Origin of the sequence: Nonomuraea cavernae (assembly GCF_040655715.1) — a bacterium.
Lineage (GTDB): Bacteria > Actinomycetota > Actinomycetes > Streptosporangiales > Streptosporangiaceae > Nonomuraea > Nonomuraea cavernae_A.
Window position 1 is genome coordinate 129,672 of the sequence record NZ_JBFAKL010000003.1, and the last position, 22,087, is coordinate 151,758.

Annotated in this window: 22 protein-coding genes; 13 read left to right on the forward strand and 9 right to left on the reverse strand. The window is 68.5% G+C overall.

Annotation, left to right across the window (positions count from 1 at the left end; genetic code table 11):
* Window positions 1–74 precede the first annotated feature (74 nt).
* The 7 genes from AB0I38_RS05920 (at window position 75) to AB0I38_RS05950 (ending at window position 7,940) form a co-directional block, all read left to right on the forward strand.
* Window positions 75–1,382 carry a M16 family metallopeptidase gene (locus AB0I38_RS05920; RefSeq protein ID WP_358463235.1) on the forward strand — a complete coding sequence of 436 codons (1,308 nt, stop codon included), beginning with the start codon at window positions 75–77 and terminating at the stop codon, window positions 1,380–1,382.
* 62 nt (window positions 1,383–1,444) lie between these two features.
* A complete protein-coding gene (dapB, locus tag AB0I38_RS05925) occupies window positions 1,445–2,182 on the forward strand; it encodes a 4-hydroxy-tetrahydrodipicolinate reductase (RefSeq protein WP_358462613.1) in 738 nt (245 codons plus the stop codon).
* Between the two features lie 135 nt (window positions 2,183–2,317).
* Window positions 2,318–2,797, forward strand: a complete 480-nt coding sequence (locus AB0I38_RS05930; RefSeq protein ID WP_358462616.1) for a GNAT family N-acetyltransferase — start codon at window positions 2,318–2,320, stop codon at window positions 2,795–2,797.
* A gap of 353 nt (window positions 2,798–3,150) precedes the next feature.
* Window positions 3,151–4,203, forward strand: a complete 1,053-nt coding sequence (locus AB0I38_RS05935) for an NAD-dependent epimerase/dehydratase family protein (protein WP_358462619.1) — start codon at window positions 3,151–3,153, stop codon at window positions 4,201–4,203.
* A 62-nt stretch (window positions 4,204–4,265) separates the two neighbouring features.
* Window positions 4,266–5,333 carry a DegT/DnrJ/EryC1/StrS family aminotransferase gene (locus tag AB0I38_RS05940; RefSeq protein ID WP_358462622.1) on the forward strand — a complete coding sequence of 356 codons (1,068 nt, stop codon included), beginning with the start codon at window positions 4,266–4,268 and terminating at the stop codon, window positions 5,331–5,333.
* On the forward strand, window positions 5,330–6,724 hold the full coding sequence (locus AB0I38_RS05945; protein ID WP_358462625.1) for a hypothetical protein: 1,395 nt from the start codon (window positions 5,330–5,332) through the stop codon (window positions 6,722–6,724). Before AB0I38_RS05940 ends, AB0I38_RS05945 begins: the two co-directional genes overlap by 4 nt.
* A gap of 34 nt (window positions 6,725–6,758) precedes the next feature.
* The gene (locus tag AB0I38_RS05950) at window positions 6,759–7,940 is read left to right on the forward strand and encodes a fructose-bisphosphatase class II (RefSeq protein WP_358462628.1); all 1,182 of its coding nucleotides are present in this window, start codon (window positions 6,759–6,761) and stop codon (window positions 7,938–7,940) included.
* Here the strand turns inward: AB0I38_RS05950 and AB0I38_RS05955 are convergent.
* The 4 genes from AB0I38_RS05955 to AB0I38_RS05970 form a co-directional block, all read right to left on the reverse strand.
* Window positions 7,934–8,701: an SDR family NAD(P)-dependent oxidoreductase gene (locus AB0I38_RS05955; protein ID WP_358463237.1), complete on the reverse strand. Its 768-nt coding sequence runs from the start codon at window positions 8,699–8,701 to the stop codon at window positions 7,934–7,936. The genes AB0I38_RS05950 and AB0I38_RS05955 overlap by 7 nt on opposite strands.
* Window positions 8,702–9,084: 383 nt before the next feature.
* Window positions 9,085–9,960 carry a 1,4-dihydroxy-2-naphthoate polyprenyltransferase gene (locus AB0I38_RS05960; RefSeq protein WP_358462631.1) on the reverse strand — a complete coding sequence of 292 codons (876 nt, stop codon included), beginning with the start codon at window positions 9,958–9,960 and terminating at the stop codon, window positions 9,085–9,087.
* Window positions 9,961–9,973: 13 nt separating this feature from the next.
* Window positions 9,974–10,582, reverse strand: coding sequence for a GNAT family N-acetyltransferase (locus AB0I38_RS05965; RefSeq protein WP_189127174.1), 609 nt, complete (start codon window positions 10,580–10,582; stop codon window positions 9,974–9,976).
* Window positions 10,583–10,625: 43 nt separating this feature from the next.
* Window positions 10,626–11,135 (reverse strand): CGNR zinc finger domain-containing protein, encoded by a 510-nt coding sequence (locus AB0I38_RS05970; RefSeq protein WP_358462634.1) that lies wholly within the window; start codon window positions 11,133–11,135, stop codon window positions 10,626–10,628.
* A 44-nt stretch (window positions 11,136–11,179) separates the two neighbouring features.
* On the opposite strand from AB0I38_RS05970, the gene AB0I38_RS05975 reads away from it, so the two are divergent.
* Window positions 11,180–11,485 carry a hypothetical protein gene (locus AB0I38_RS05975; RefSeq protein ID WP_358462637.1) on the forward strand — a complete coding sequence of 102 codons (306 nt, stop codon included), beginning with the start codon at window positions 11,180–11,182 and terminating at the stop codon, window positions 11,483–11,485.
* Here AB0I38_RS05975 and AB0I38_RS05980 read toward each other — a convergent pair.
* Entirely contained in the window at window positions 11,461–12,858 is a 1,398-nt protein-coding gene (locus AB0I38_RS05980) for a PLP-dependent aminotransferase family protein (RefSeq protein WP_358462640.1), read from the reverse strand. The two genes, AB0I38_RS05975 and AB0I38_RS05980, sit on opposite strands and share 25 nt — an antisense overlap.
* On the opposite strand from AB0I38_RS05980, the gene AB0I38_RS05985 reads away from it, so the two are divergent.
* The 3 genes from AB0I38_RS05985 to AB0I38_RS05995 are packed head-to-tail and all read left to right on the forward strand — an operon-like array spanning window position 12,857 to window position 15,275.
* The gene (locus AB0I38_RS05985) at window positions 12,857–13,795 is read left to right on the forward strand and encodes a DMT family transporter (RefSeq protein WP_358462643.1); all 939 of its coding nucleotides are present in this window, start codon (window positions 12,857–12,859) and stop codon (window positions 13,793–13,795) included. The genes AB0I38_RS05980 and AB0I38_RS05985 overlap by 2 nt on opposite strands.
* A gap of 43 nt (window positions 13,796–13,838) precedes the next feature.
* Entirely contained in the window at window positions 13,839–14,861 is a 1,023-nt protein-coding gene (locus AB0I38_RS05990; RefSeq protein ID WP_358462646.1) for a hypothetical protein, read from the forward strand.
* A 15-nt stretch (window positions 14,862–14,876) separates the two neighbouring features.
* A complete protein-coding gene (locus tag AB0I38_RS05995; protein WP_358462649.1) occupies window positions 14,877–15,275 on the forward strand; it encodes an ASCH domain-containing protein in 399 nt (132 codons plus the stop codon).
* On the opposite strand, the gene AB0I38_RS06000 is transcribed toward AB0I38_RS05995, so the two are convergent.
* The 4 genes from AB0I38_RS06000 to AB0I38_RS06015 all read right to left on the reverse strand — a co-directional run bounded on the left by AB0I38_RS06000 (window position 15,265) and on the right by AB0I38_RS06015 (window position 19,101).
* A complete protein-coding gene (locus AB0I38_RS06000; protein WP_358462652.1) occupies window positions 15,265–15,744 on the reverse strand; it encodes a winged helix-turn-helix domain-containing protein in 480 nt (159 codons plus the stop codon). The two genes, AB0I38_RS05995 and AB0I38_RS06000, sit on opposite strands and share 11 nt — an antisense overlap.
* A 39-nt stretch (window positions 15,745–15,783) precedes the next feature.
* On the reverse strand, window positions 15,784–16,272 hold the full coding sequence (locus AB0I38_RS06005) for a GntR family transcriptional regulator (protein ID WP_358462655.1): 489 nt from the start codon (window positions 16,270–16,272) through the stop codon (window positions 15,784–15,786).
* 1,274 nt (window positions 16,273–17,546) lie between these two features.
* The gene (radC, locus tag AB0I38_RS06010; protein ID WP_358462658.1) at window positions 17,547–18,248 is read right to left on the reverse strand and encodes a RadC family protein; all 702 of its coding nucleotides are present in this window, start codon (window positions 18,246–18,248) and stop codon (window positions 17,547–17,549) included.
* A 136-nt stretch (window positions 18,249–18,384) separates the two neighbouring features.
* On the reverse strand, window positions 18,385–19,101 hold the full coding sequence (locus AB0I38_RS06015) for a GntR family transcriptional regulator (RefSeq protein ID WP_358462661.1): 717 nt from the start codon (window positions 19,099–19,101) through the stop codon (window positions 18,385–18,387).
* Between the two features lie 321 nt (window positions 19,102–19,422).
* Between AB0I38_RS06015 and dapA the strand changes: the two genes are divergently transcribed.
* Window positions 19,423–20,340 carry a 4-hydroxy-tetrahydrodipicolinate synthase gene (gene dapA, locus AB0I38_RS06020; RefSeq protein WP_358462664.1) on the forward strand — a complete coding sequence of 306 codons (918 nt, stop codon included), beginning with the start codon at window positions 19,423–19,425 and terminating at the stop codon, window positions 20,338–20,340.
* Window positions 20,341–20,394: 54 nt separating this feature from the next.
* Window positions 20,395–22,080, forward strand: coding sequence for a ribonuclease J (locus AB0I38_RS06025; protein WP_358462667.1), 1,686 nt, complete (start codon window positions 20,395–20,397; stop codon window positions 22,078–22,080).
* Window positions 22,081–22,087 lie beyond the last annotated feature (7 nt).

Sequence of the window (22,087 nt, forward strand, 5' to 3'; positions counted from 1 at the left end):
CTCGTGATCGAGCGTAGCGAGGGAACCATTAGACGCAGCATCTTGGTCACGGGGCCGACGAAGGAGGTCCCGTGATCACCGTGACGTTGCACCCCGGCCGTGATGGGGCCGGGGTGGTCAGGCGCACCGTCCTCCCCGGTGGGCTGCGCGTGGTGACCGAGACCATGCCGACCGTGCGAAGCGTCGCGGTCGGCATGTGGGTCGGCATCGGCTCGCGTGACGAGGCCCCCGAGCACACGGGGGCCACCCATTTCCTCGAACATCTGCTGTTCAAAGGCACGCCCACGCGTGACGCCATGGAGATCTCGGCGTCCATCGAGGGCATCGGCGGCGAGATCAACGCGTTCACCGCCAAGGAATACACCTGCTACTACGCGCGGGTGCTCGACGAGGACCTGCCGGTCGCGGTCGACGTCCTCGCCGACGTGGTGACCAGCTCGCTGGTGACCCCCGACGACGTCGAGTCCGAGCGCGGGGTGATCCTCGAAGAGATCGCCATGCACGACGACGACCCGTCCGACGTGGTGCACGAGCAGTTCGCGGCGGCCCTCTACGGCGACTCGCCGATCGGGCGGCCCATCCTGGGCACGGTCGAGTCGATCAACACTCTCGACCGCGACCGGATCGCCGAATACTACCGGCGTCACTACGAGCCACGCCGCACGGTCGTCTCGGTGGCGGGCAACATCCGCCACGAGGAGGTCGTCGAGCTCGTCACCCGCGCCTACGAGCGGGCGGGCGCGCTTGACGGGCCCCCGGAGTTCGATCCGCCTCGCACGAGCGGTCCGGGCGCCGAGACCCGGTCCCGGGCCATGGTGCTCGACCGGCCGACCGAGCAGGCCAACCTGGTGCTCGGCACGACCGGCCTGGCCCGCACCGACGACCGCCGCTTCGCGCTCGGCGTGCTCAACGCGGCGCTCGGCGGCGGCATGTCGTCCAGGCTCTTCCAGGAGATCCGCGAGAAGCGCGGCCTGGCCTACTCCGCCTACAGCTACACCTCGGCCTACGCCGACACCGGGCAGTTCGGCATCTACGTCGGCTGTCTGCCGTCGAAGATCGGCGATGTGCTCAAGATCTGCCGTGACGAGGTGGCCAGGGTGGTGAGCGACGGGCTGACCGCCGACGAGATCATGCGCGGCAAGGGCCAGATGCGCGGTGGGCTCGTCCTCGGCCTCGAGGACACCGGCTCGCGCATGTCGCGGATCGGCAAGAACGAGCTGGTCTACGACGAGCTGATGTCCATCGACGAGGTGCTGGGCCGCATCGAGGGCGTCACCCCCGACGAGCTCGCCGAGGTGGCCGGAGACATCCTGAGCCGGCCGCTCACGCTCGCCGTGATCGGCCCCTACGGAGACAGGGACTTCTCCGACGCCATCTCCTGACGTACGCCTTCACGCGGGCCCTCGGGTGGGCCCGCGTGAGGCGGCCGTATAGGGTTGACCCTGTGATCAAGGTAGGCGTGCTCGGTGCCCGCGGCCGTGTGGGCGTCGAGGTGTGCAAGGCGGTCGAGGCGGCTCCCGACATGGAGTTGGTGGCCGCGCTCGACAAGGACGACGCCATCGAGGGCCTCGAAGGGGCCGAGGTGGTGGTCGACTTCACCCATCCCGACGTGGTCATGGACAACCTGCGGTGGGCCATCGAGCACGGCATCCGGCCGGTGGTCGGCACCACCGGGTTCGACGCCGAGCGGCTCGACACCGTGCGCGGCTGGCTGGCCGCCTCGCCCGGCACGAGCGCCCTGATCGCCCCCAACTTCGGCATCGCCGCCGTGCTCATGATGCACTTCGCGCAGCAGGCGGCCAGGCACTTCGAGTCGGTCGAGATCATCGAGCTGCATCACCCCAACAAGGCCGACGCCCCTTCCGGCACCGCCCGACGCACCGCGGAGCTGGTCGCCGAGGCGCGGGCCAAGGCCGGGCTGGGCGCCATGCCCGACGCCACCAGCACCGAGCTCGACGGAGCGCGCGGCGCCGACGTCGACGGGGTCCACGTGCACGCCGTACGCCTGTCGGGCCTGATCGCGCACCAGGAGGTGCTGCTCGGCGGCGACGGCGAGACCCTCACGATCAGGCACGACACGATGAGCCGCGCGGCGTTCACGCCCGGTGTGCTGCTCGGCATCCGGCGGGTGCGCGAGCTGCCCGGCCTCACCATCGGCCTGGAGCCCCTGCTCGACCTCTGAAACCCACGACGTGCCCACTGCCGGTCACAGGCGGTGGGCACGAAGTGGGGAGGGGGTCTCGGCTCCGCACAGCCGAGCCACGATCTTCACATTAATACAGCGACCGGATCCGCCCGGAGATGAGACCGTGTCGCCATGGTGCGATGGGCTGAATCCAGCGAACTGTCCGGTCTGATCTCCATCGAGCTGGCCGCCGACGGGCTTTTCCAGCAGGTGGGCATCGAGTTCCCGCCGGGAACGACCCAGATCGAGGAGGTGGACGATCCCGGTTCGGTACTGGTCGAGGGGGAGCCGCCCGCCGGGTTCGCGCTGGTGGGCTGGGTCGACGGCAACCTCCATCTGGAACAGCTGGCCGTGCATCCCTCGTGCATGCGGCAGGGCATCGGCGGGAGGCTGATCGCGGCGGCGCGGGAGCACGCGCTGGCCGCCGGCGCGCCGGCGGTGACGCTGACCACCTTCCGGGACGTGCCGTGGAACGCCCCCTGGTACGAACGTCACGGCTTCACCGTGCTGCCCGAGGCCGGGTGGGGCCCGGAGCTTCGGGCCCTGGTCGAGCACGAACGTGAGCTGGGCATCGAGGTCGCGCCACGAGTGGTGATGCGCGGACAGCCTTGATCGCCGCGGGTGCTCCCGGCCCGCTGACGAAGGGAGTGCGACCTCGCCGGTGTGGGCGTCGTGCGTCCGTGCCTCGTGGCCTGGGGATTCCGAATCGACCGGCTTATGCGATCAAGAGAATGCACGAACCGCACAAGAATACGTGCATATCATTTCGTATCGACCAAATCATGTAGAAAGTGTGATTTGTAATATTGCGGATGGTTGCCGGGAAGCTTGATCTTTCCGCTCTCGGGGCCTGCGGCAAGAACTTTCAGGACGCACCGAAATGCTGGCACGGCTGCTTTAAGACCTTGACTCTCCTGATCTCGCACCTATAGTTCTGATCAGCCGGGCTGCGATAGGAGAAGTCCATGCGCGTGCTCGTCACCGGTTCCGCGGGCTATGTCGGCGCTGTTCTTGTCAGGTCGCTCGAACTGTCCGGTCATGACGTGGCAGGAGTGGACACGCAATTCTTCCGGGACGCGCTCGTGGCCGACGAGAAATCCGGTGCGCGCGTCAGGCCGGGTGATGTCCGCCGGTTCGAGGTGTCGGATCTGCGTGACGTCGACGCGGTCGTGGATCTGGCCGCGCTCTGCAATGACCCGCTGGGCGGTCTCAATCCTTCCGTCACTTTCGAGGTGAATCACCTGGCCGCGGTGCGCACCGCACGGCTCGCCCGGCAGGCGGGGGTCTCGCGATTCGTCTTCTCGTCCAGCTGCAGCATCTACGGGCTCAACAGCCGGCACCCGTTGACCGAGTCGGATCCGGTGCGCCCGCTGACCCCGTACGCCGAGGCGAAACACCTGGCCGAACAGGACATCGCCCGGCTCGCCGACGGCGACTTCTCTCCCACCTTCCTGCGCAACGCGACCGCGTACGGTCCCTCGCCGAGTTTCCGCCTTGATCTGGTCGTCAATTACCAGACCGCGCTAGCGGTCACGAGAAAGGAGGTTCGCCTTCGTGACGACGGTCTCGCGTGGCGGCCCTTCGTCCATGTGGAAGATCTCTGCGCCGCCGTACGGGCGGTCCTGGAGGCTTCCCGGGAGATCGTGCACAACCAGGTCTTCAACGTCGGCCCGTCCGAAGACTGTCACCGGATAAGGGAGATCGCCGAGCTCGTCGTCGCGGGCGTGCCGGGGGCGGAGCTCAAGGCGACCAAGGAGGCGCAGCATGATGCCCGGTCCTACCGGATCGACGACGCCAAGATCAGACAGGCTATTCCCGGACTGATATGGCGAAAGAGAGTGCCGAACGGCATATCCGAGCTGGTTGACTTCTATCAGTCGATCGGCCTTTCCGAGGAGGATCTGGCGAGCACCAGGTTCGACCGCCTCGCCACCGTTATCGGACACCAGCGCGCCGGGCGGCTGAACAGCCGTCTGTATTGGGCGGCCGGGTGTGATCCGTCTGGAAATCATTCCTGAATCGCCTCCAGAAATGAATGCATATGGTCTACACGGGCAGAACGGATTTCAAGCTCCCGATCGTGAGCCCATACCGCTTGGATCAGGAGCTGCAAGCGGAGTACTTCACCGCCATGGAGAACATCATCCGCACCGGCGCCTATCGCACGGCGACCGGCTGGTCCACGCGGGTGTCGGAGCTGGTGGCCGCGGAGCTCAGGCTTTCGGAGACATGGGAGGTCGTCCCGACCCGATCAGGCACGGACGCGCTGGTCATGGCGCTCACGATGGCGGGGGTGCGCCCAGGTGCGTACGTCGCGGCGCCCGACCTCGCCTACCACGCCGTCGGGGCGGCGATCTTACAGGTCGGCGCCCTGCCGCGATGGATCGACGTGGATCCCATCACGCTCAACATGGACGTCGCCGAACTCGCGGACGCCTTCGACCGCCTGCCCCTAGCCGCCGTCATCGGCGTGGACAACTACGGCACTCCCTGTGACCGGGCGGGGATCGCCCGGCTGTGTGCCGCGGGACGGGTCCCCTTCGTGCTCGACGCCTGCGAGAGCCTGGGAACTCCAGAGATGGGGGCGAACGCCGCTTCCCTGGCGGATTTCGTGGCGGTCAGCTTCAGTTTCACCAAGCCGATCCACGCCGCGGGCACCGGAGGCGCGCTGTGCGCGCCACGAGCGATCGTCCGCGATCAGGGCGGGCATCCCGGACTGCTGATGCATCCCAGGAGGCTGCCCGAGCTGAACGCCGCCTATCTGGTGCTGTCCTGGCCGGATCTGCCGGCCGTCGTCGTCAAGCTGCGCTCCATCTACGCCGCCTACGAAGAGCGGCTGCGAGATTGCCACCTCACCGGACAGCCGGGGGAGGGGGGCTCGTCCCGGATCCACGCGCCGTTCCTCCTTCCCGACGGCGCGGCCCGGCAGGACCGGGACGCGCTGATCGCTCACCTGGCGGAGTCCGGGTTCGAGGCCAGGCCGTATTTCGAGTCGCAGAGCCGGCTCTGGGGTATGCCCACGCCGCGCCGTTCCGCGGATCTCGCCCAGCGCGTGATCTGTCTTCCCACCGGGGCCGGCTTTCCCAGCGCGTTGCTGGATGACGTGGCCGCGGAGGTCGTCAGTGGGATGGAGGCGCGACACGGATGAGCCAGACTCGCCATAAGACGGTCATCTTCCACAGTTCTGAAGACGTTCCGCAGCCACCGGCGAGCGCTGAGCTCATGGTCAGCGGTCTCAGTCTCATCACCTACACGTCCCTGCACCTGAAGCGGGACGTGCTCACGGACGCGGTCAGCGAGGGAAAGATCAACCAGGACGAGGGGGCGAACTCGTACCTGGCCAAGCTCGCAGACCATCACAACCTGCACTATTCGGAGCTGGTCTCCGCCGGCAAACTGCCCACCGAAATAGCCTTCGTCGCCCACGCCCAAGCGGACGACCTCCAGCAGTCGATCGTGTGGACCGACGACGAGTACGCGCTGCTCGTCATTCCCTGGGTGTTCGCCACGGCGAACCGCACCGACGCGCTGGGCAGCCTGAGGCTCAGCCACCCGTTGAACCTGGACGAGCTCCTGGAACTGGTCAAGCTGATCACCAGCCAGGCGGTCTGCCAGAAGGTGGCGAGGGCGGCGGTCGCGGCGCTCTGTGACCTGTCGATCCTCACGCCCGACGACATCGTCGAGTGCCGGCCGATGAACACGCTGCCGGCCATGCAGATCTGGGATCTCGACGGCTCGCGCAGGGAGGCGCTCCCCTTCGACGGCATCAGCGAGTCACGGCGCTTCTGCTGGGAGATCTCCACGCTGATGGCTCACGCGACGGACCACGTCACCTATGACGGACTGTGGCGCAGGCGCAGTCGGGACCAGGTGTTCAACGACGTGGCCATGGGTTACACGGTCCTGGGCGATCACATGGTCTTCGTCAATCCGAGCTGCTGCCTGGAGATCTCGCATCTGCCGATCGACCTGCGGAGCCGCTCTGAGTACAGGATGCGCTACTACGGATACGACTCGTCGTCCATATTCGTGTGGACCATCGCGAACCTGAGACTGGCGGTGTCGGACAGCCTGGAGAAACACTATCGGGCTCTCATGGAGAATCTCATCGAGGAACGGACTATCACCGCCGATCGCAACATTCATATCAGTAAATCGCAGTTGCGGCATTCGGCGATGTTGGTCGAGCTTCAGCACTTCCGTCACTTCATGCGCGAGCTACGAAATCGTGTGTTTGATGAGGAAATTTGCGACTTGCGTAAGTCGGGTGAGGCCGCAGGGCGGGCCGTCAAGGAAATGGATCGGGTGATCCAGCTCGCCTCGGAGCTGAGCCGCGCTCGTGACCAGGTGGTTCAGGCCAATTCCAACACCCTTCTCGCAGCCTTGGCGGCGGGTCTGGCGATCGGCGGACTCCCCGAGTTGGTGGAACAAATCGACGTCTGGATCACCCAAAGAAACTGGTGGAAGATCGGCCTCGCCACAGTGCTCGCCGTTATCATCATCGCGACGATCCTGAAGATTTGGCGAGGTCGCCGGTGATGTTATCGGGGCCCCTATCCCGTCAGGTGGCGAAATGACTGTCGCGGAAAACGTGATTCACTCGGTGCCTCGGTTCAGCGAGTCATGGACCCGGCGCATCCAGGCTTTCGACGCGTCGGTGACCGAAGTCCACGCCGTGTCGTCCATGGACGATCAGCAGTCGCCGGCTCACGGCTCAGACCCGCACGGCATCCTCGTGGCGGGGATGGCCGCGGCGGCCCGGGCCGGCTGGCTCGCGGCCGGGCCGGAGGCCGAGGAGGTCCAAGTCCGTAAGCGCCGCATCGACGGAGACGCGACCGCGGCCGCCGAGTCGATCCTGCGAAGATTCGCCGACCGCCTGGTCATCGTGGCGGGAGAGGGGCCGGGCGAGCAGATGCCGGGTGCCTTTCTGGGGCAGGAGCTGGGGCACGCGCGAGACCCCTCACGGACGTGGAGCGGCATCTTCGACTACGTCGACGGCACCACTCTGACTGCTCTCGGCCTGCCGGGCGCCCTTTCGCTCGGCGGCCTCGGCAAGGGCCTGCGGGGCGTACCCGATCTTCAGGCGTACGCCGTGCTGGCGCCCGTCTCGATCGCGGGCCGGCTTGACATCGGCACCCCGCCCGAAGAGCACGCGCTCGACATGGTCGAGGCCATCGGCGCCGAGTGCGGGGTGCACCGGCTCGGCGATCTCCGCGTCGTCACGCACTCACAGGACACGGGGGCCTTCCACCAGACGCTGATCAGCCGGCTCGTGGACGGCGGCGTCGGCGAGGTCGTCGTGCCCGATCCGGTGATCATCGAGCCGCCGTACGTGCTCGCCAGGGCGGGCCTGGTGGAGCCGCGGACGGACACCATGATCGGGGTCTTCGGATTCCCCGAGCTGGCGTTCGCCTGCCTGATTCTTGACCTGATCGCGCCGCAGTTCACGTTCGTGTTCCGGCCCGCGTCTCTCAGCGGGCTGCGCGCGAAGTCCGTCACCCTGGCACCGCTCTTCGACTTCGAGGACGAGGAGGTCGAGCAGCTCGCGGATGTCGGGCTGGGGCCGCACTCGCGGCTCCTCGGTTCGGATCTCGTCCCCACCGGGTCGGGGCGGGCCGCCGCGATGTTCTCGGTGACGGGCAGCCCGCTGCTCAGTCTCGAGCCCCCCGCCCGGCACGACGGCGCCGTGTCCGTCGAGGGGCTTCTCGTGGAGCGGGGCAGGATGACGCGGCTGAAAGTGATCAGCCGTCAGTAGACCTTGGCGAGGATCCCGCCGTCGACCAGGATGTCGGTGCCGGTGATGTAGGCGGCGTCGTCGGAGGCGAGAAAGGCGACGGCGTTGCCGACGTCACGCGGGCTGGCGAAGCGGCGCATCGGATAGCGGGCCGTGATCTCGCGGCGGGCGCCCTCCGGGTCGGGCTGGAAGTCGAAGTAGTCCTTCAGCCCAGGGGTCTCCACATCGCCGGGGCACACGGTGTTGAACCGGATGTTCTCCGGGCCGTAGGCCACAGCGAGCGACCGGCACATCGCCCGCAGGCCGCCCTTGGTGGCTCCGTAGGCCGGCAGATCGGGGTCGCCCACCAGGCCGAGAACGGAGGCGGTGATTATCACGGCGCCGCCTCCATGGGCGCGCATGATCGGGAGCATCTCTTTTATGCCCAGATAAACGCCTTTCAGGTTGAGGTCGTGGAGGCGGTCCCAGGTTTCGTCCGCGAAATCATCGATACGGCCGAGAATGGTGACTCCGGCATTCGCATGGAAGATGTCGATGCGCCCGTATTCGGCGCAGGCGCGGGCGACCATTTCCCGGTTGCCCTCCCGGGTGGAGACATCGGCGACGACACCCACCGCGCTGCCTGAATTCCCCTGGATGGTCTTGACGGTCTCGTCGAGCGTCGTGCGGTCGATGTCGACGCACACCACCGCGGCGCCCGCTTCGGCGAGCCGCAGCGCGCTGCCCTCGCCGATGCCCTGACCTGCACCGGTCACGACGGCGATCTTCCCGCTGAGGTCCATGCCCACTCCGATCGTCCTACGGGTTCTGATAACCCTCCGCGGCTCATCATGTTTATTGCGAGCCTTTTCGTCAATAGGACTTCTCCGGGCGTCGAATTTATCCCCCGATTATCGAGTGGACGACGTCCGGCTTGGACACCAGCGTTCATGAAGTGAGGGGATCGGCGTGATTCCGAACGCGTTGCGCTGCATTTGGCCCACTTCTCGGCCTGGCCGAAAACGTCGGCTGGACGTTCCGGACTCCGGAGGTTCTCGCCGTGGCCGAGGCGGCTCGCCGGCGAAGTCGTCCGCGGTTCGGGATGCCGTACGAAGAAAGGGCGATCAGCCGCGCCGCGCGGGGCCGGATCCCGGCGCCGACCGTCCGGACCGGGAGACCGGTGGCACTACAAGGTGACGGCCAGGCCGATCGCCAAGAGCAGGCCGTACGCCATCTGGAGCCGGCCGGTCTGCTGGAGCGCGCCGATCAGGACGGGTCCCTCGGCGCCGCGTAGCACGGCCCGGACGGGAGAGACGGCCAGCGGCGCCGCCAGCACCGCGAGCGCGGCGAGCGGCGCGACCGGGATCATCCCCAGGGCGATCGCGAACGGCGCGATCAGGCAGGCCGCGTAGAGGGTGCGGGTGCGTGGGGCGCCCAGCACCACGGCCAGGGTTCGCTTGCCGGCCGGACGGTCGGTGCTCACGTCGCGCAGGTTGTTGACCACCAGCATCGAGCACGACAGCAGCCCTACCGGGATCGACGCCACCAGCGCGGTCCAGGACAACTGCTCGGTCTGGACGTACGCGGTGCCGACCACGGGCACGACGCCGAAGAACACGAAGACCGACGCCTCGCCCAGGGCGCGGTAGCCGTAAGGGCTGCTGCCGCCGGTGTAGAACCAAGCGGCGGCGATCGCGGCGGCGCCCACCAGCAGGATCCACCAGCCACGGGTGACCACCACCAGGACCAGTCCGAGCACGGCCGCGGCGGCGAAGCAGCCGAGCGCGGCGGTCAGCACCTGGCGTGGCGTGGCCGCCCGCGAGCCGACCAGGCGCATCGGGCCCACGCGCTGGTCGTCGGTGCCGCGGATGCCGTCGCTGTAGTCGTTGGCGTAGTTGACGCCGATCTGCAGCAGCAGTGCGACGAGCAGTGCGAGGAGCGCCCGCCACCAGACGAAGCCGTGCTCTCCGATGGCCACGCCGGTGCCGACCATGACGGGCACGACGGCGTTGGGCAGGGTGCGGGGGCGCGCGCCGGCGAGCCACTGGCCGGTGGTTGCCATGGTGAAAAGTCCTCTAGCTGATGTCGGTGGTGAGCCTGACCATGCGGATCGGACGGCCCATGTCGAGCACGCGCTCGGCCATGTCCTCGCCCCAGCCGGCCGACTCCAGGAAGCCCAGCACCGCGTAGTTGTCGGCGAACACCCAGGTGACGATCTGCCGGTAGCCGTCGTCGCGCAGGTGGTCGACGGTCGCGTTGAGCAGCCGGCTGCCGTGGCCGCGGCGTACGAAGTCGGGGTCGACCAGCAGTGTCAGCATCTCGGCGACCACGGTCGGGTCGAGGTCGGGATCCTCGGCGGGAGCGTGGGAGGCCAGGCCGACCACGCGCTCACCGCCGCGCGGAGTGGCGAGGGCGGCGCTGCCGCCCGCCCCGAGCGCGGGGAAGCCCTCGGTGTCGAGGATGGTCTCCACAGCGACCAGCACCCGGTGCCTGGACGTGGGCGGGGCGACGATCGCCTCGTCCCACTGGCGCAGCCACATCTTCTCGGCCGCGGGACCGGTCATCTGCTCAAGGGGACCCTCGGGAAGGAAATCCCGATAGCCGTAGCGCCAGGCACGAATCTGAACATTCGCCACCTGGAGCACATCCTCGCGCCGGGCCGCCCGGACGCCTACGTCTGCCATCTCGGCCCGCTCCTTCGCCTGCCGTCATGCCACAAGGCACGAGCTACACCGTATCGGTGTTTGAGCCTTGGGGACGACGCGAACCCTGCTTCCTAGCCCGGTAAGCGCGTGTTTTGGTGCGGTTACCGCAGACCCGCATAGAACACCACGAACGAGATCGATTCTTCGACACGTCCACGAACGCCCACTGGCAGCCGTGCTCGGCGCACACCTTCAGCCGCTCCCAGGACGCGTCGGTGACCGCGGCGGAGATGCGGGCCAGACCGCCCGCCACACCGCCCTCCACCGCGACGAGCTCCGGCCGCTCACCGACCACGACCTTGAGCGGCAGCAGGGGGAGCTCGGCCGGCTCCCGCCTGAGCGCTGCCCGCAGTCCCTCGCGCAGCGCGACCGCGGTGGCCAGGTCGTCGTCGCCCGCGCGGTCGAGCGGCCCGATGAGGTGGTGCTCGCGAAGCCAGACGGCCAACTCGGCGGGAGACGTCAGCTCCTCCGTGCCGGCCTCGAGATCGACGGTGTTGAGGAAGTCACGCACGAGCTCCACGGGCGCCAGCATGTCACCACTGTACGGCAATAGCAGGTTGCAGCATGATGGTCTCTATGATCGTTCGCACCTGGCGTGGCTGGACCCACGCGGCCGATGCCGAAGCCTACGAGTCCTACCTGATGAGCACCGGATTCCCCGGCTACACCGCCACTCCCGGCAACCAGGGTGTCCAGTTCACCAGGCGCGACGCCGGCGACCGGGCGGAGTTCTTCCTGATCTCGCTCTGGGAGTCGTGGGACGCGGTCAGGGCGTTCGCCGGGGAGGAGCCCGGCAAGGCCGTCTTCTACCCGGAGGACGACGCCTACCTGGTCGATCGCGAGCTGACGGTCGACCACTACGAGGTGTTCGCCAGCGCCTGAGCCAGCCGCCGCACGCCTTCGGCCAGCTCCGCCAGGTGCGCGGCGGCGATGTGGGTGACGCGGACGCGCGGGCCGGGCGGCTCCGACGGGTAGTAGATCCTGCCGGGGCTGACCAGCACGCCGTTGCGCTGCGCGGCCTCGACCAGGGCCCGCTCGTCGGTCTCCGGCGGCAGGCGTACCCACAGGTGCATGCCGCCCCTCGGCAGCAGGTGCAGCTCGGCGGCCGGGAGCCGCGCGGCCAGCTCGGCGGCGAGCGCGTCGCGGCGGGTGGCGATCTCGGCGTGCATCGCCGTCAGATGCCGCCGCCACGCCGGTGAGCCGACGAACTCCAGCGCCGTCTCCTGCAGCGGCCGCGCCACGAAGAACGACTCCACCAGCTGGCCGGCCCGCAGCCGGTGCGCGGCCGGACCGCGTGCGATCACGGCCGCCACCCGCATGCTCGGTGAGAGCACCTTGGTGAGCGAGGAGATGTGGACGACGGTGCCGTCGGTGTCCATCGAGACCATCGGCGGAGGCGCCTGCTCGGTCAGGAACCGGGCGAAGTCATCCTCGATCACGAACGCGCCCGCCGCTCGGGCCACCTGGAGCACCTGCTCGCGGCGCTCACGCGGCATCGTGGTGCCCGTCGGATTGTGCACGGTGGGCTGGGAGTAGAAGACCCGCGCGCCCGTCACGGCGAAGGCCTCGGCGAGCAGGTCGGGCCGCACGCCCTCCAGGTCCATGGGCACGGCCGTCGTGCGCAGCCCCGCCGCCCGCGCCGAGGACAGCGCTCCCGGATAGGTCGGCGTCTCCACCAGCACCTGCGTGCCCGGCGCCGCCAGCGCCCGGAACGCGTGGGCGAGCCCGGCCTGCCCGCCGCTTACGATCAGCGCGTCGGCCGCGGTCACGTCGCCCCCGGCCTGCGCCGCGAACCACCTGCGCAGCTCCGCCAGCCCCGTCAGCGGCGGCATCGCCCACGCGTCGGGCCTGCGCACGGCTCGCGCCGCGGCGGCGGCCAGCTGTCTGTCCGGCCGCAGCCCCGCGTGAGGGTAGCCGCCGGTCAGCGGCACCACGCCCTCGGGCGGCCGGTCGAGCAACCCGGTGATGGCCGAGTCGTCGACCACGCGGTCGCCCAGGGCGACGGTCTGCCAGGAGAAGTCGGCGGTGTCGGTGGGCCGCTCCGGCCGATGCGTCACGAACGCGCCGCTGCCTGGCCGGGTGACCACCCTGCCCTCGGCGGCCAGCCGGCCGATGGCCCTGGACACCGTCACGGGGCTCACGTTGTGCCGCCGCATGATCTCCCGGCTGGACGGGAGCCGATCTCCTGGACGCAGCCGGGAGATCTCCTCGCGCAGTATCGTGGCGATCTGAGTGATACTGCTATCGTTGTCCATGAGGGAACAGAATAGCGCTATCGTCGCCGGAGAGATAGCGGTCCCGTCCGCGTTCACCCCGTCCTCCCGCAGGGCCGCCCGTCAGGGCACCGCGCTGGCCTTCCTGGGCGTGCTGGCCTTCTCCGGCTCCTTTCCGGCCACGGTCTACGCCATGCGCGGCTTCGACCCCTGGCTGGTCGCCCTCGGCCGGGCCGCCGTCGCCGGTGTGATCGCCCTGATCTGGCTGAAAGCCGCGAACGTCCCTCTCCTTCCGCCGCGCCACCAGTGGCGCTCCTACGCGCTGATCTCCCTCGGCGTGGTCTTCGGCTTCCCGGTCTTCAGCGGCCTGGCCTTCGACCTCGGCGCCACCACCGCCCATTCCGCCGTCGTCATCGGCCTGCTGCCCGCCGCCACCGCCTCCTACGCCGTCCTGCGCGCCGGCGAGCGTCCCCGGCCGCTGTTCTGGATCGCCTGTACGGCCGGCGCCCTCGCCATCACGGCCTTCACCTTCACCCGGGACCAGGGAACCGTGGCCTGGGCCGACCTCCTCCTCGTCGGCGCCTTGCTGTCGGCCGCCGTCGGCTACACGGAAGGCGGCAAGCTGTCCCGCGACACCCCCGGCTGGCAGGTCATCTCCCGCGCCCTCGTCCTGTCCCTGCCGTTCACCGTTCCCAGCGGCGCCGTGCTCGCCCTGACCACTCCCGTCCAGCCGTCGGCCGAGGCGCTGGCCGGGTTCGCGTACGTGGGGCTCATCTCGATGTTCCTCGGCTTCTTCCCCTGGTACGCCGGGCTCGCCAGAGGGGGCATCGCCCGGGCCGGGCAGACCCAGCTCGTCCAGCCGCTGCTCACCCTGGTGTGGGCCTGGTTCCTGATGGGGGAGAGGTTCGGGCCGGCGACCCTGGCCACGGCGGTGGCCGTCCTCGTGTGTGTCGCCGCGACCCAGCGCGCACGTACTTGAAAGCCGTGACGCCGACACGCAGGATGGGGGGTGGAGGTGTCACATGGCTGACCTCACGATCCCGGAAGAGGGCTTCTGGCCCGCGCCGCAGATTCCCCAGCCGAACATTTACCCGATGGAGTGGCGAGTCGAGACGGCCAAGCTCGCGGCGATCTACGAGAAGTCCAAGCGAACACTCTGGAACCCGGCCGACCTGCCCTGGGACGCGCTCGATCCCGGCGACTTCACCCGCGAGCAGCGGCTCGGGATCATGTACTGGTTCGCCGTCCTGGCCAACTTCGACGCCTCGGGACCGGCGGTGTTCGCCCGCGCCACCATCCAGGCGTTCGAGAAACACGAGGAGGACCCGGTCAGGAAGTGCTTCTTCTCCATCACCCGTGACGAGATGAACCACGAGGAATGCTGTCAGCGCACCATCGCCAAACTCTGGCCCGGCGGCCCCCTCGACTGGACTCCGTCCGACGACCTGGAGAAAGCCGCGCACAACAACATCGGCTGGCTGTACCACAACGGCGGCCGCTACTGGACCGGCTACAGCGCCGCCGTGGGCAAGTACTCGCTGCCGGTGCTGTTCACCAGCTTCATGATGGGCGAGATGGCGGCGTCCACCCTGTTCAGGGGGATGGCGTCGGGGACGCGTCACCCGGTGTTCGACGAGATGTTCCAGCGCATCGGCCGCGACGAGTCCCGGCACCTGCAGATCTGCATGACCATCCTGGAGAACGAGTGGCCCGGCCTCACCGACGACACCCGCTCGCTCATCACCCGCCAGCTCCGCGCTGGGTTCGTGTTCCTGTCGATGATCCTCTGGGAGCCGCCGGAAGGCTTCTGGGAGCTCCCGCCGTACTTCCTGGCCAACCACCGCGTCCTCATGGACCACGCCCGCGACGCCGGGCTGGGCGTGCTGTCGTACGACGAGCAGGCGGAGAACTGGCGGGTCGCCATGGCCCACGTCCGTGCGATCGTCGAACGGTGGGGCATCGACTTCCCGGCCATCCCCGAGCTGGACCTCGAAGGGGTGCCAGTCGATTTCATCGATCCGGAGGAGATCATCCCGGTTTTCTGACGTACGATCCGCGTCATGTGGGGACGTATGGACGGGCTTCGCGTGATGGAGCTGGGCACCCCGGGTGAGATGCGCAAGGAGCTCACCGACCTGACCCTGTCAGGTGCCAAGCAGGCCACGGCCGGGCTGCTGGAGCTCGACTACCACGCCCAGGGCGAGGCTCTGGAGCACATCGGCGAACGGCTGGCGGTGGTGGACGACTCGGGGGCCCGCGCGGCCGTGGTCGAGGTCGTCGGCATCGGGCTCGTGCCGTTCGCCGAGGTGCCCTGGGAGTTCGCGCTGGCGGAGGGCGAGGGGTATCACTCGATCGAGCACTGGCGCGACGTGCACCGCCGCTTCTGGGCGGACGAGGGCTGTCAGGTCGACGACTCGTCCACGGTCGTCTGCCTCTGGTATCGCCTGGTCAATCCGTAGGCCAGCGCTCCTCTGGAGAGACATAACTGCCTCGTTGCGGCACGGTGTAGATCCACCCTTGCTCTCGCAGCAGTGCCAGGGCACGCCGCACCGTCTCCCGCGCGACATCGTAATGCTGCACCATCGCTGCCTCCCCAGGGATGGGACGGCGAGGACGGAACTCGCCGGCCTTGATCTGCTCGCTCACCTCGCCCGCGATGTGTTGATAGAGCGGAACCTTCCGGGAGGTTCGCGGCGCCTGGTTGAGAGCGCCCACAAAGGTCCCCTCGCCCTGAACGGTGTGTATAAGCCCTTCGTCACGTAACACGCGGATCGCCCTGCGTGCGGTGGTGCGGGCCACACCGAACTCCTGCTGGATCTGCGCCTCACTCGCCACGGGGTCGCCAGGCGAGAGCTCTTGGACGATTCGCGAACGGATGATCTCGCTGATCTGGCGATAGAGGTGGGTGTCGCCCTCGGGGTCGAGCATGAGCCCAGGGTATACAGGTGAACAGACATAGGGGGAGTGTTAGGAACCTTTGCCGACGGGCCACTTGTCCGGCGTGGTCACGTAGGTGCCCCGGTAGGGGACGGTGAACACCCAGCCCGCTTCTCTGAGGTGGGCCACCGCCTGTCGAGCCGTGACCTTGGCGACGCCGTACTCCCGCATCATGACCTTCTCACCGGGGATCGCTCTGTTCGGCGCTATCTCGCCGCGCTGGATTCGCTCGGCGATCTCTTCGGCGATCTTCTGGTACATCGGGGCTTTCCGAGGTGCGCGTGGCGCACCGGGCTGCCCGACGAATGTGCCCTCACCTTGGACGGTGTAGGCCATGCCCTGCTCTCGGAGCTCGCGCGCCACGCGTCTGGCGGTGGTGCGCGCGATCTCGTAATCCCGCTCAAGCTTGGCCTCGCTCGGCACGGGGTCGCCCGCTCTGAGGTCACCGCGTTCGATCTGCTCGCGGATCAGATCAGCGACCTGCTTGTAGATAGGTATGGGCCCGTCACGGTCAAGCACGCTCGGATTATAGACGAAAGCGTACATGGCCGCTCAAAGCAGACGCTCAGTTGAGTGTATGGATACGGACTAGACCTATAGGTACGCCAGAGCTATAGTGTGCGGGTGCGCTCGGAGCGGGAGGAATGCCATAGCCGTCATGTGGCAGAGGACCTTGGGGTTCCGGCACTTACCGATTGGGAGCCTGAGCGGCCGAGGAGTGCTCGGGTGAGGGTGCGGGACCACACGTGTGACTGCCAGGCCGTTTTCTACGAGTTGTGCCAGGCGGGCGGGCTGAGATTCGTCCGAAGGACGAGCAGGAAGGGCGGGCGGATGGTGGTGGAGGAGTCTCCGTGGGTGATCGCCTCCGAGGCGGAAGCCTTGTGGCGTCGGCTGCTTGAAGGGAGAGCGCGGTGAGAGTGCGGCATCCGGATCGGCCCCCGCCCCCAGTGATCTTTTGAAGGCTCCCGGCCCTGCGGTCAACCGCCGAGGCAGGGCCGGGCCGCCGTGGCTTCGCCGATGAGGATGAAGGGTGCTTGCGAAGCCACGACCAACGGACCGCCATCCGCGCCGCGGTTCGTTCACCAGGACAGGCGACTGCCCGAGCTTGTCCGTTTCCCCGGCAGGTGTCATCCCACAGCACCGCACCTGCCGGGCCCAACGTCCTCGCGAATCCTCGCGAGGAGCCCGGCCCTCCAGCGGGCCTCCGGTCGCACGGCCCCGCTGGAGTGTCCCTCGCGGGTCGTACGGAATCCTCTCGGGCGAGAGCGAAACGGATTCCGGCGTGCCCGCGAGGGACGACCGCTCCGGCGCGCCACCTGGCCGCGCCGGAACGCACCTCGCAGACGCATCACTCACGCTCCCTGGCGCCTGCGAGGTGCCTGGCTCCGGCCGCCTCACTGCCGCAGAGGCGGCCGGAGTGCCCTCCACAGGTCCTGACAGTGCTCCCCAGGGCCCGTGAGGGACGGTTGCTCCGGCGGATCGTTTGGTCGCGGTGATCATGCCGGAGTCTTCCCCCGCCGTGTGGCATGCGTCCTGCAAGCCGCATGTCGCCGGCGGGGGAACCTTTCGCTCCCGATGCCCGGGCGGACGCTGAGGGTGGCGCCGAGATGCCTCGTCGGGAGAGCTTGGTGTCGAGTGTTGGGGACGTGGCCTGGACCCTCAGGGCGACGGGACCACGTCGACCAGGGCGACGGGACCACGTCGACAGTGGGTGCGCGGTCCGTGACCTCCATTGACGGCCGGCCCTGGCAACAGGATGGCACGGTGTCGCGAGACAGGATGATCGTTCAGCGCTATCGGCGGGCATCATGGGTTTTGCCGCCGACGAGAATGTCAGGCCAGGTTGGGATGCGTCGCCAGGACCTGTCGGTCACGATCAGGTGGTCGAGGAAACGCAGGCCCACCGTGTCGGCCGCCTCCGCGACGCGCGCCGTGGCGGTCAGGTCGTCGTCGCTCGGGTCGAGAGAGCCGCTGGGATGGTTGTGGGCGAGGCCGAACGCCGCGCCACCCGAGGTGAGCGCCGCGGTGATGATCTCCCGGACCGGGACCGTCGTGTGGTCGGCCCCACCCTCGGTGAGCACCGTGCGCCTGAGCACCGCGCCGCGCGTGTCGCAGACGACCACGACCAGGCGCTCATGCGAGTGGCCCCGCAGCAGGGGAGCCGCGATCGTGGCCAGGTCGGAGGTGCTGGTGACCCGGTCGCGCTCGGGCTCCGCCTGCGCTCGCCGTACGAGATGGAACGCCGCCGCCACGCGCGCGGCCTTGGCGGGACCGATGCCGGGGACGGCGAGCAGCCGGTGGGGATCCGACCGCGCCAGCCCATCGAGGTCGCCGCAGTGCTCGATCACCTGGGCGGCCAGGTCCATCGCGCTCGACCCGCGGAAACCCGAGCCGAGCAGCACGGCGAGCAACTCGCGGTCGGCGAGTGCCGTCGCCCCGCTCGCCATGAGCCGCTCGCGTGGCCGCTCCCGCGCGGGTAGGTCCTTCACTCGCATCGGCAACCTCCACCACGGTTGTATCAATGCGCACCGACAACCTCGGCGGTGTCACCGAGCGGGGACTCGGCCGCGAGGGGCGTCACCGAGTGGGGTGGCACCGCGAGGGACGCACCGTGGCGCGGCGGCTCCCTCGTCAGAGGGGCATGCTGTACGTGACCCGGAAGCGGTCGCCCGGGATCACGATGTCGCTCGTCTCCACCGGCCGGTCGCCCGCCCAGTGGGTTCGCTCGACGTGCAGGACGTGCACTCCCGCCGGCAGGTCGAGCGCGTCGATCTCGTCGGGGCGGGGGACCCGGGTGCGCACGCTCTCGACGATCTCGGTGACCTTGATGCCATGGGTGTACATCCTGGCGACCAGGCTCCGGCGCTCCTCCTCCGAATGGGCGGCGAACTCCAGCGGCTCGTACGAGGTGGCGAGTTGGAGGGGTTTGCCCTCGCCGCGGAAGACGTAGTGGGTCCTGGTCACCGTGGCTGAGGGGTCGAGCCGGAGCCGACGGGCGAGGTCGGGGCCCGCCTCGGCGGGTTCGCTGTGCCAGTCCCAGGTCACGCGTCTGCCCTGTGACTGCAGGTCGGCCGCGAACGGGGCAGGATGGTCGAGAAAACGCCATCGGTGCAAAGGTGTCGGGTCTGGATGCTGTCTGACGTAATGGCCTGATCCCACGCGGCCGATGATGAGGCCCTCGGCCGCCAGCACGCGCAGGGCGTGGCGGGCCGCGGTCTCGCCGACCTGATATTTACGAGTGAGCTGCGCCCGTGACGGGATGGGCGCGCCGGGGGGAAGGGTGCCGTCGTTGATCTGTCGCCGGATGTCTTCGACGACACGCAGGTAGACCGGATCTGAGGTGGCCACTAGTCCATCCCTGGGGGGTTCGGGTGAGGCGTTGCCCCATGTTGCCGTATTCGGCAGGTAACCGACCGTCATCGATGACCCTTGGAGCCCCAACTTTGCGGCAGTGGAAAATTATCGGCCAAACCCTGTAACGCCGATGTAAGAGGGGCCGATTGTTCGGTAGAGGTCGTCGATGTGTGTACCCCCGAGCACATATCGGCGGCCTCTTCCATTGCGCGTCCACCCCGCGATGCCGCCAAAATGCGGCGAAAGGGGCCCCCGGGCTGGCGAAGCGGGGTGGCGGCGTCCACCGGATTCGGGAATCCGGGTAGCGTTCGCACTATGGCATCGCCAACTGGAACCACGGACGCGCCCTTCGGGCGCATGCTGACCGCGATGGTCACGCCGTTCACCGCGGACGGGGCCGTCGACTACGAGGCCGTACGCCGCCTCGCCGTCTATCTGGTGGACGAGCAGCGCAACGATGGCCTGATCGTGAGCGGGACGACCGGAGAGTCGCCCACCACCTCCGATGACGAGAAAGAGCGCATTCTGCGCGCCGTGGTCGAGACCGTCGGAGACCGCGCCGCCGTGGTGGCCGGGGCGGGCACCAACGACACCCATCACAGTGTCGAGCTGGCCAGGGTCGCGGCCCGTGCCGGCGCGCACGGCCTGCTCGTGGTGACGCCTTACTACAACAAGCCCCCGCAGGAGGGGCTCTATCAGCACTTCACCGCGGTGGCCGACGCCACGGAGCTGCCGGTGATGCTCTATGACATTCCGGGGCGCAGCGGTGTTCCGATCGCGCCCGAGACCCTGATCCGGCTGGCGCAGCACGAGCGCATCGTGGCCGTGAAGGACGCCAAGGGCGACCTGTTCGCCGGCACCCAGGTGATGACCGCGACCGGCCTCGCCTTCTACTCAGGCGACGACCTGCTCAACCTGCCCTGGCTGTCCGTCGGCGCGGCCGGCTTCGTCAGCGTCGTCGGGCACGTCGTCGGAGCTCAGTTGGCCCACATGATCGACGTCTACCGCAACGGCGACGTGGCGCAGGCCCTGGCCGTGCACCGGCTAGTGGCGCCCGTGGTCGATGGGATCATGATGAGCGCCGGTGGCGCGATCATGGCCAAGGCGGCGCTGGGCATGGTGGGAGTGCCCGTGGGGCCGGTGCGGCCGCCGCTGGTCGCCGCGACGGAGAAGCAAATCGCCGAGCTGCGGGTCTGCCTGGTAGCCGGTGGAGTGAAGTTGACAGACGCTTAGAAACGGGGAGGAACCAGAAGTTTTGAGAACACGAGTTGACCACAGGGGCCCGGCATGAGCCATCCACATCCTGATCTCGGCCCCCCACCGGCCCTGCCTGACGGCGGCCTGCGCATCGTCGCGCTGGGTGGACTGGGCGAGATCGGCAGAAACATGGCCGTCTTCGAATACGGCGGCCGCCTACTGATCGTCGATTGCGGGGTGTTGTTCCCCGAGCCCGACCAGCCGGGTATCGACCTGATCCTGCCCGACTTCGACTACATCAGGGACCGGCTCGACGACGTCGAGGCCCTGGTGCTCACGCACGCCCACGAGGACCACATCGGGGCAGTCCCTTACCTTCTGCGCGAGCGGCGCGACATCCCGCTCATCGGGTCCAAGCTGACGCTTGCCCTCATCGAGGCCAAGCTCACCGAACACCGCATCCAGCCGACCAAGATCGAGGTGGTCGAGGGAGAGCGGCACAGGTTCGGGCCGTTCGACTGTGAGTTCCTCGCAGTCAACCACTCGATTCCCGACGCGCTGGCGGTGGCGATCAGAACGCCGGCCGGCATCGTGCTGCACACCGGTGACTTCCGGATGGACCAGCTGCCGAGCGACGGCCGCCTCACCGACCTGGGCGGGTTCGCCAGGCTCGGCACCGAGGGCGTCGACCTGCTGATGTCCGACTCGACCAATGCCGAGGTGCCCGGGTTCGTCACCAGCGAGCGGGAGATCGCGCCGGTCATCGACGAGGTGATCCGCACCTCCGAGCAGCGGGTCATCGTGGCCAGCTTCGCCTCCCACGTGCACCGTATCCAGCAGGTCCTGGACGCCGCGGCCAAGCACGGCCGCAAGGTCGCCCTGGTCGGCCGGTCGATGGTGCGCAACATGGGCGTGGCCCGCGACCTCGGCTACCTCAAGGTGCCGCAGGGGCTGATCGTCGACTCCCGCGACATCGAGGAGTGGCCGCCGGAGGACGTGGTGCTCGTCTGCACCGGGTCCCAGGGCGAGCCGATGGCGGCGCTGTCCAGGATGGCCAACCGCGACCATCCCATCCGCGTCGCCCAGGGCGACACCGTGCTGCTGGCCTCGTCGCTGGTGCCGGGCAACGAGACCGCGGTCAACAAGGTGATCAACGGGCTCACCCGCTGGGGCGCCCGTGTCGTGCACAAGGGCAACGCCAAGGTGCACGTCTCCGGGCACGCGGCCGCGGGCGAGCTGCTCTACGTGCTCAACCTGACGCGGCCGTCCAACTTCATGCCCGTGCATGGCGAATGGCGGCACCTCCGGGCCCACGCCAAACTCGCCGCGCTCACCGGCGTGCCCGACGACCACATCGTGATCGCCGAAGACGGCGTCGTGGTGGACCTGGTCGACGGCCGGGCGAGGATCGTCGGCGCCGTCCACGCCGGATACGTGTACGTCGACGGCTCCTCGGTCGGCGAGATCACCGACACCTCGCTGAAGGACCGCCGGATCCTCGGCGACGAGGGTTTCATCTCGGTGGTCGTCGTGGTCGACTCCAACACCGGCAAGCTCATGGGCGGGCCCGAGATCCACGCGCGTGGCTCCGGCATTGATCCGGCCCAGTTCGATGGATTCATCCCGCAGATCCAGAAGGCGCTCGAGGAGAAGGCCGCGGACGGTGTGATCGACTCCCAGGAGATCCGGCGGGTGGTCCGCCGCACGGTCGGGCGCTGGGTGAGCGACACCTACCGCCGCCGGCCGATGATCATCCCTGTGGTGCTCGAGGTCTGAGGCTCCC

Bases quoted from the DNA above. Each gene is read 5' to 3' on its own strand.
- AB0I38_RS05930 (WP_358462616.1), top strand. From the start codon at position 2,318: ATGGTGCGATGGGCTGAATCCAGCGAACTGTCCGGTCTGATCTCCATC.
- AB0I38_RS05935 (WP_358462619.1), top strand. From the start codon at position 3,151: ATGCGCGTGCTCGTCACCGGTTCCGCGGGCTATGTCGGCGCTGTTCTT.
- AB0I38_RS05945 (WP_358462625.1), top strand. From the start codon at position 5,330: ATGAGCCAGACTCGCCATAAGACGGTCATCTTCCACAGTTCTGAAGAC.
- AB0I38_RS05950 (WP_358462628.1), top strand. From the start codon at position 6,759: ATGACTGTCGCGGAAAACGTGATTCACTCGGTGCCTCGGTTCAGCGAG.
- AB0I38_RS05955 (WP_358463237.1), bottom strand. From the start codon at position 8,701: ATGGACCTCAGCGGGAAGATCGCCGTCGTGACCGGTGCAGGTCAGGGC.
- AB0I38_RS05960 (WP_358462631.1), bottom strand. From the start codon at position 9,960: ATGGCAACCACCGGCCAGTGGCTCGCCGGCGCGCGCCCCCGCACCCTG.
- AB0I38_RS05965 (WP_189127174.1), bottom strand. From the start codon at position 10,582: ATGGCAGACGTAGGCGTCCGGGCGGCCCGGCGCGAGGATGTGCTCCAG.
- AB0I38_RS05970 (WP_358462634.1), bottom strand. From the start codon at position 11,135: ATGCTGGCGCCCGTGGAGCTCGTGCGTGACTTCCTCAACACCGTCGAT.
- AB0I38_RS05975 (WP_358462637.1), top strand. From the start codon at position 11,180: ATGATCGTTCGCACCTGGCGTGGCTGGACCCACGCGGCCGATGCCGAA.
- AB0I38_RS05985 (WP_358462643.1), top strand. From the start codon at position 12,857: ATGAGGGAACAGAATAGCGCTATCGTCGCCGGAGAGATAGCGGTCCCG.
- AB0I38_RS05980 (WP_358462640.1), bottom strand. From the start codon at position 12,858: ATGGACAACGATAGCAGTATCACTCAGATCGCCACGATACTGCGCGAG.
- AB0I38_RS05990 (WP_358462646.1), top strand. From the start codon at position 13,839: ATGGCTGACCTCACGATCCCGGAAGAGGGCTTCTGGCCCGCGCCGCAG.
- AB0I38_RS05995 (WP_358462649.1), top strand. From the start codon at position 14,877: ATGTGGGGACGTATGGACGGGCTTCGCGTGATGGAGCTGGGCACCCCG.
- AB0I38_RS06000 (WP_358462652.1), bottom strand. From the start codon at position 15,744: ATGCTCGACCCCGAGGGCGACACCCACCTCTATCGCCAGATCAGCGAG.
- radC (WP_358462658.1), bottom strand. From the start codon at position 18,248: ATGCGAGTGAAGGACCTACCCGCGCGGGAGCGGCCACGCGAGCGGCTC.
- dapA (WP_358462664.1), top strand. From the start codon at position 19,423: ATGGCATCGCCAACTGGAACCACGGACGCGCCCTTCGGGCGCATGCTG.
- AB0I38_RS06025 (WP_358462667.1), top strand. From the start codon at position 20,395: ATGAGCCATCCACATCCTGATCTCGGCCCCCCACCGGCCCTGCCTGAC.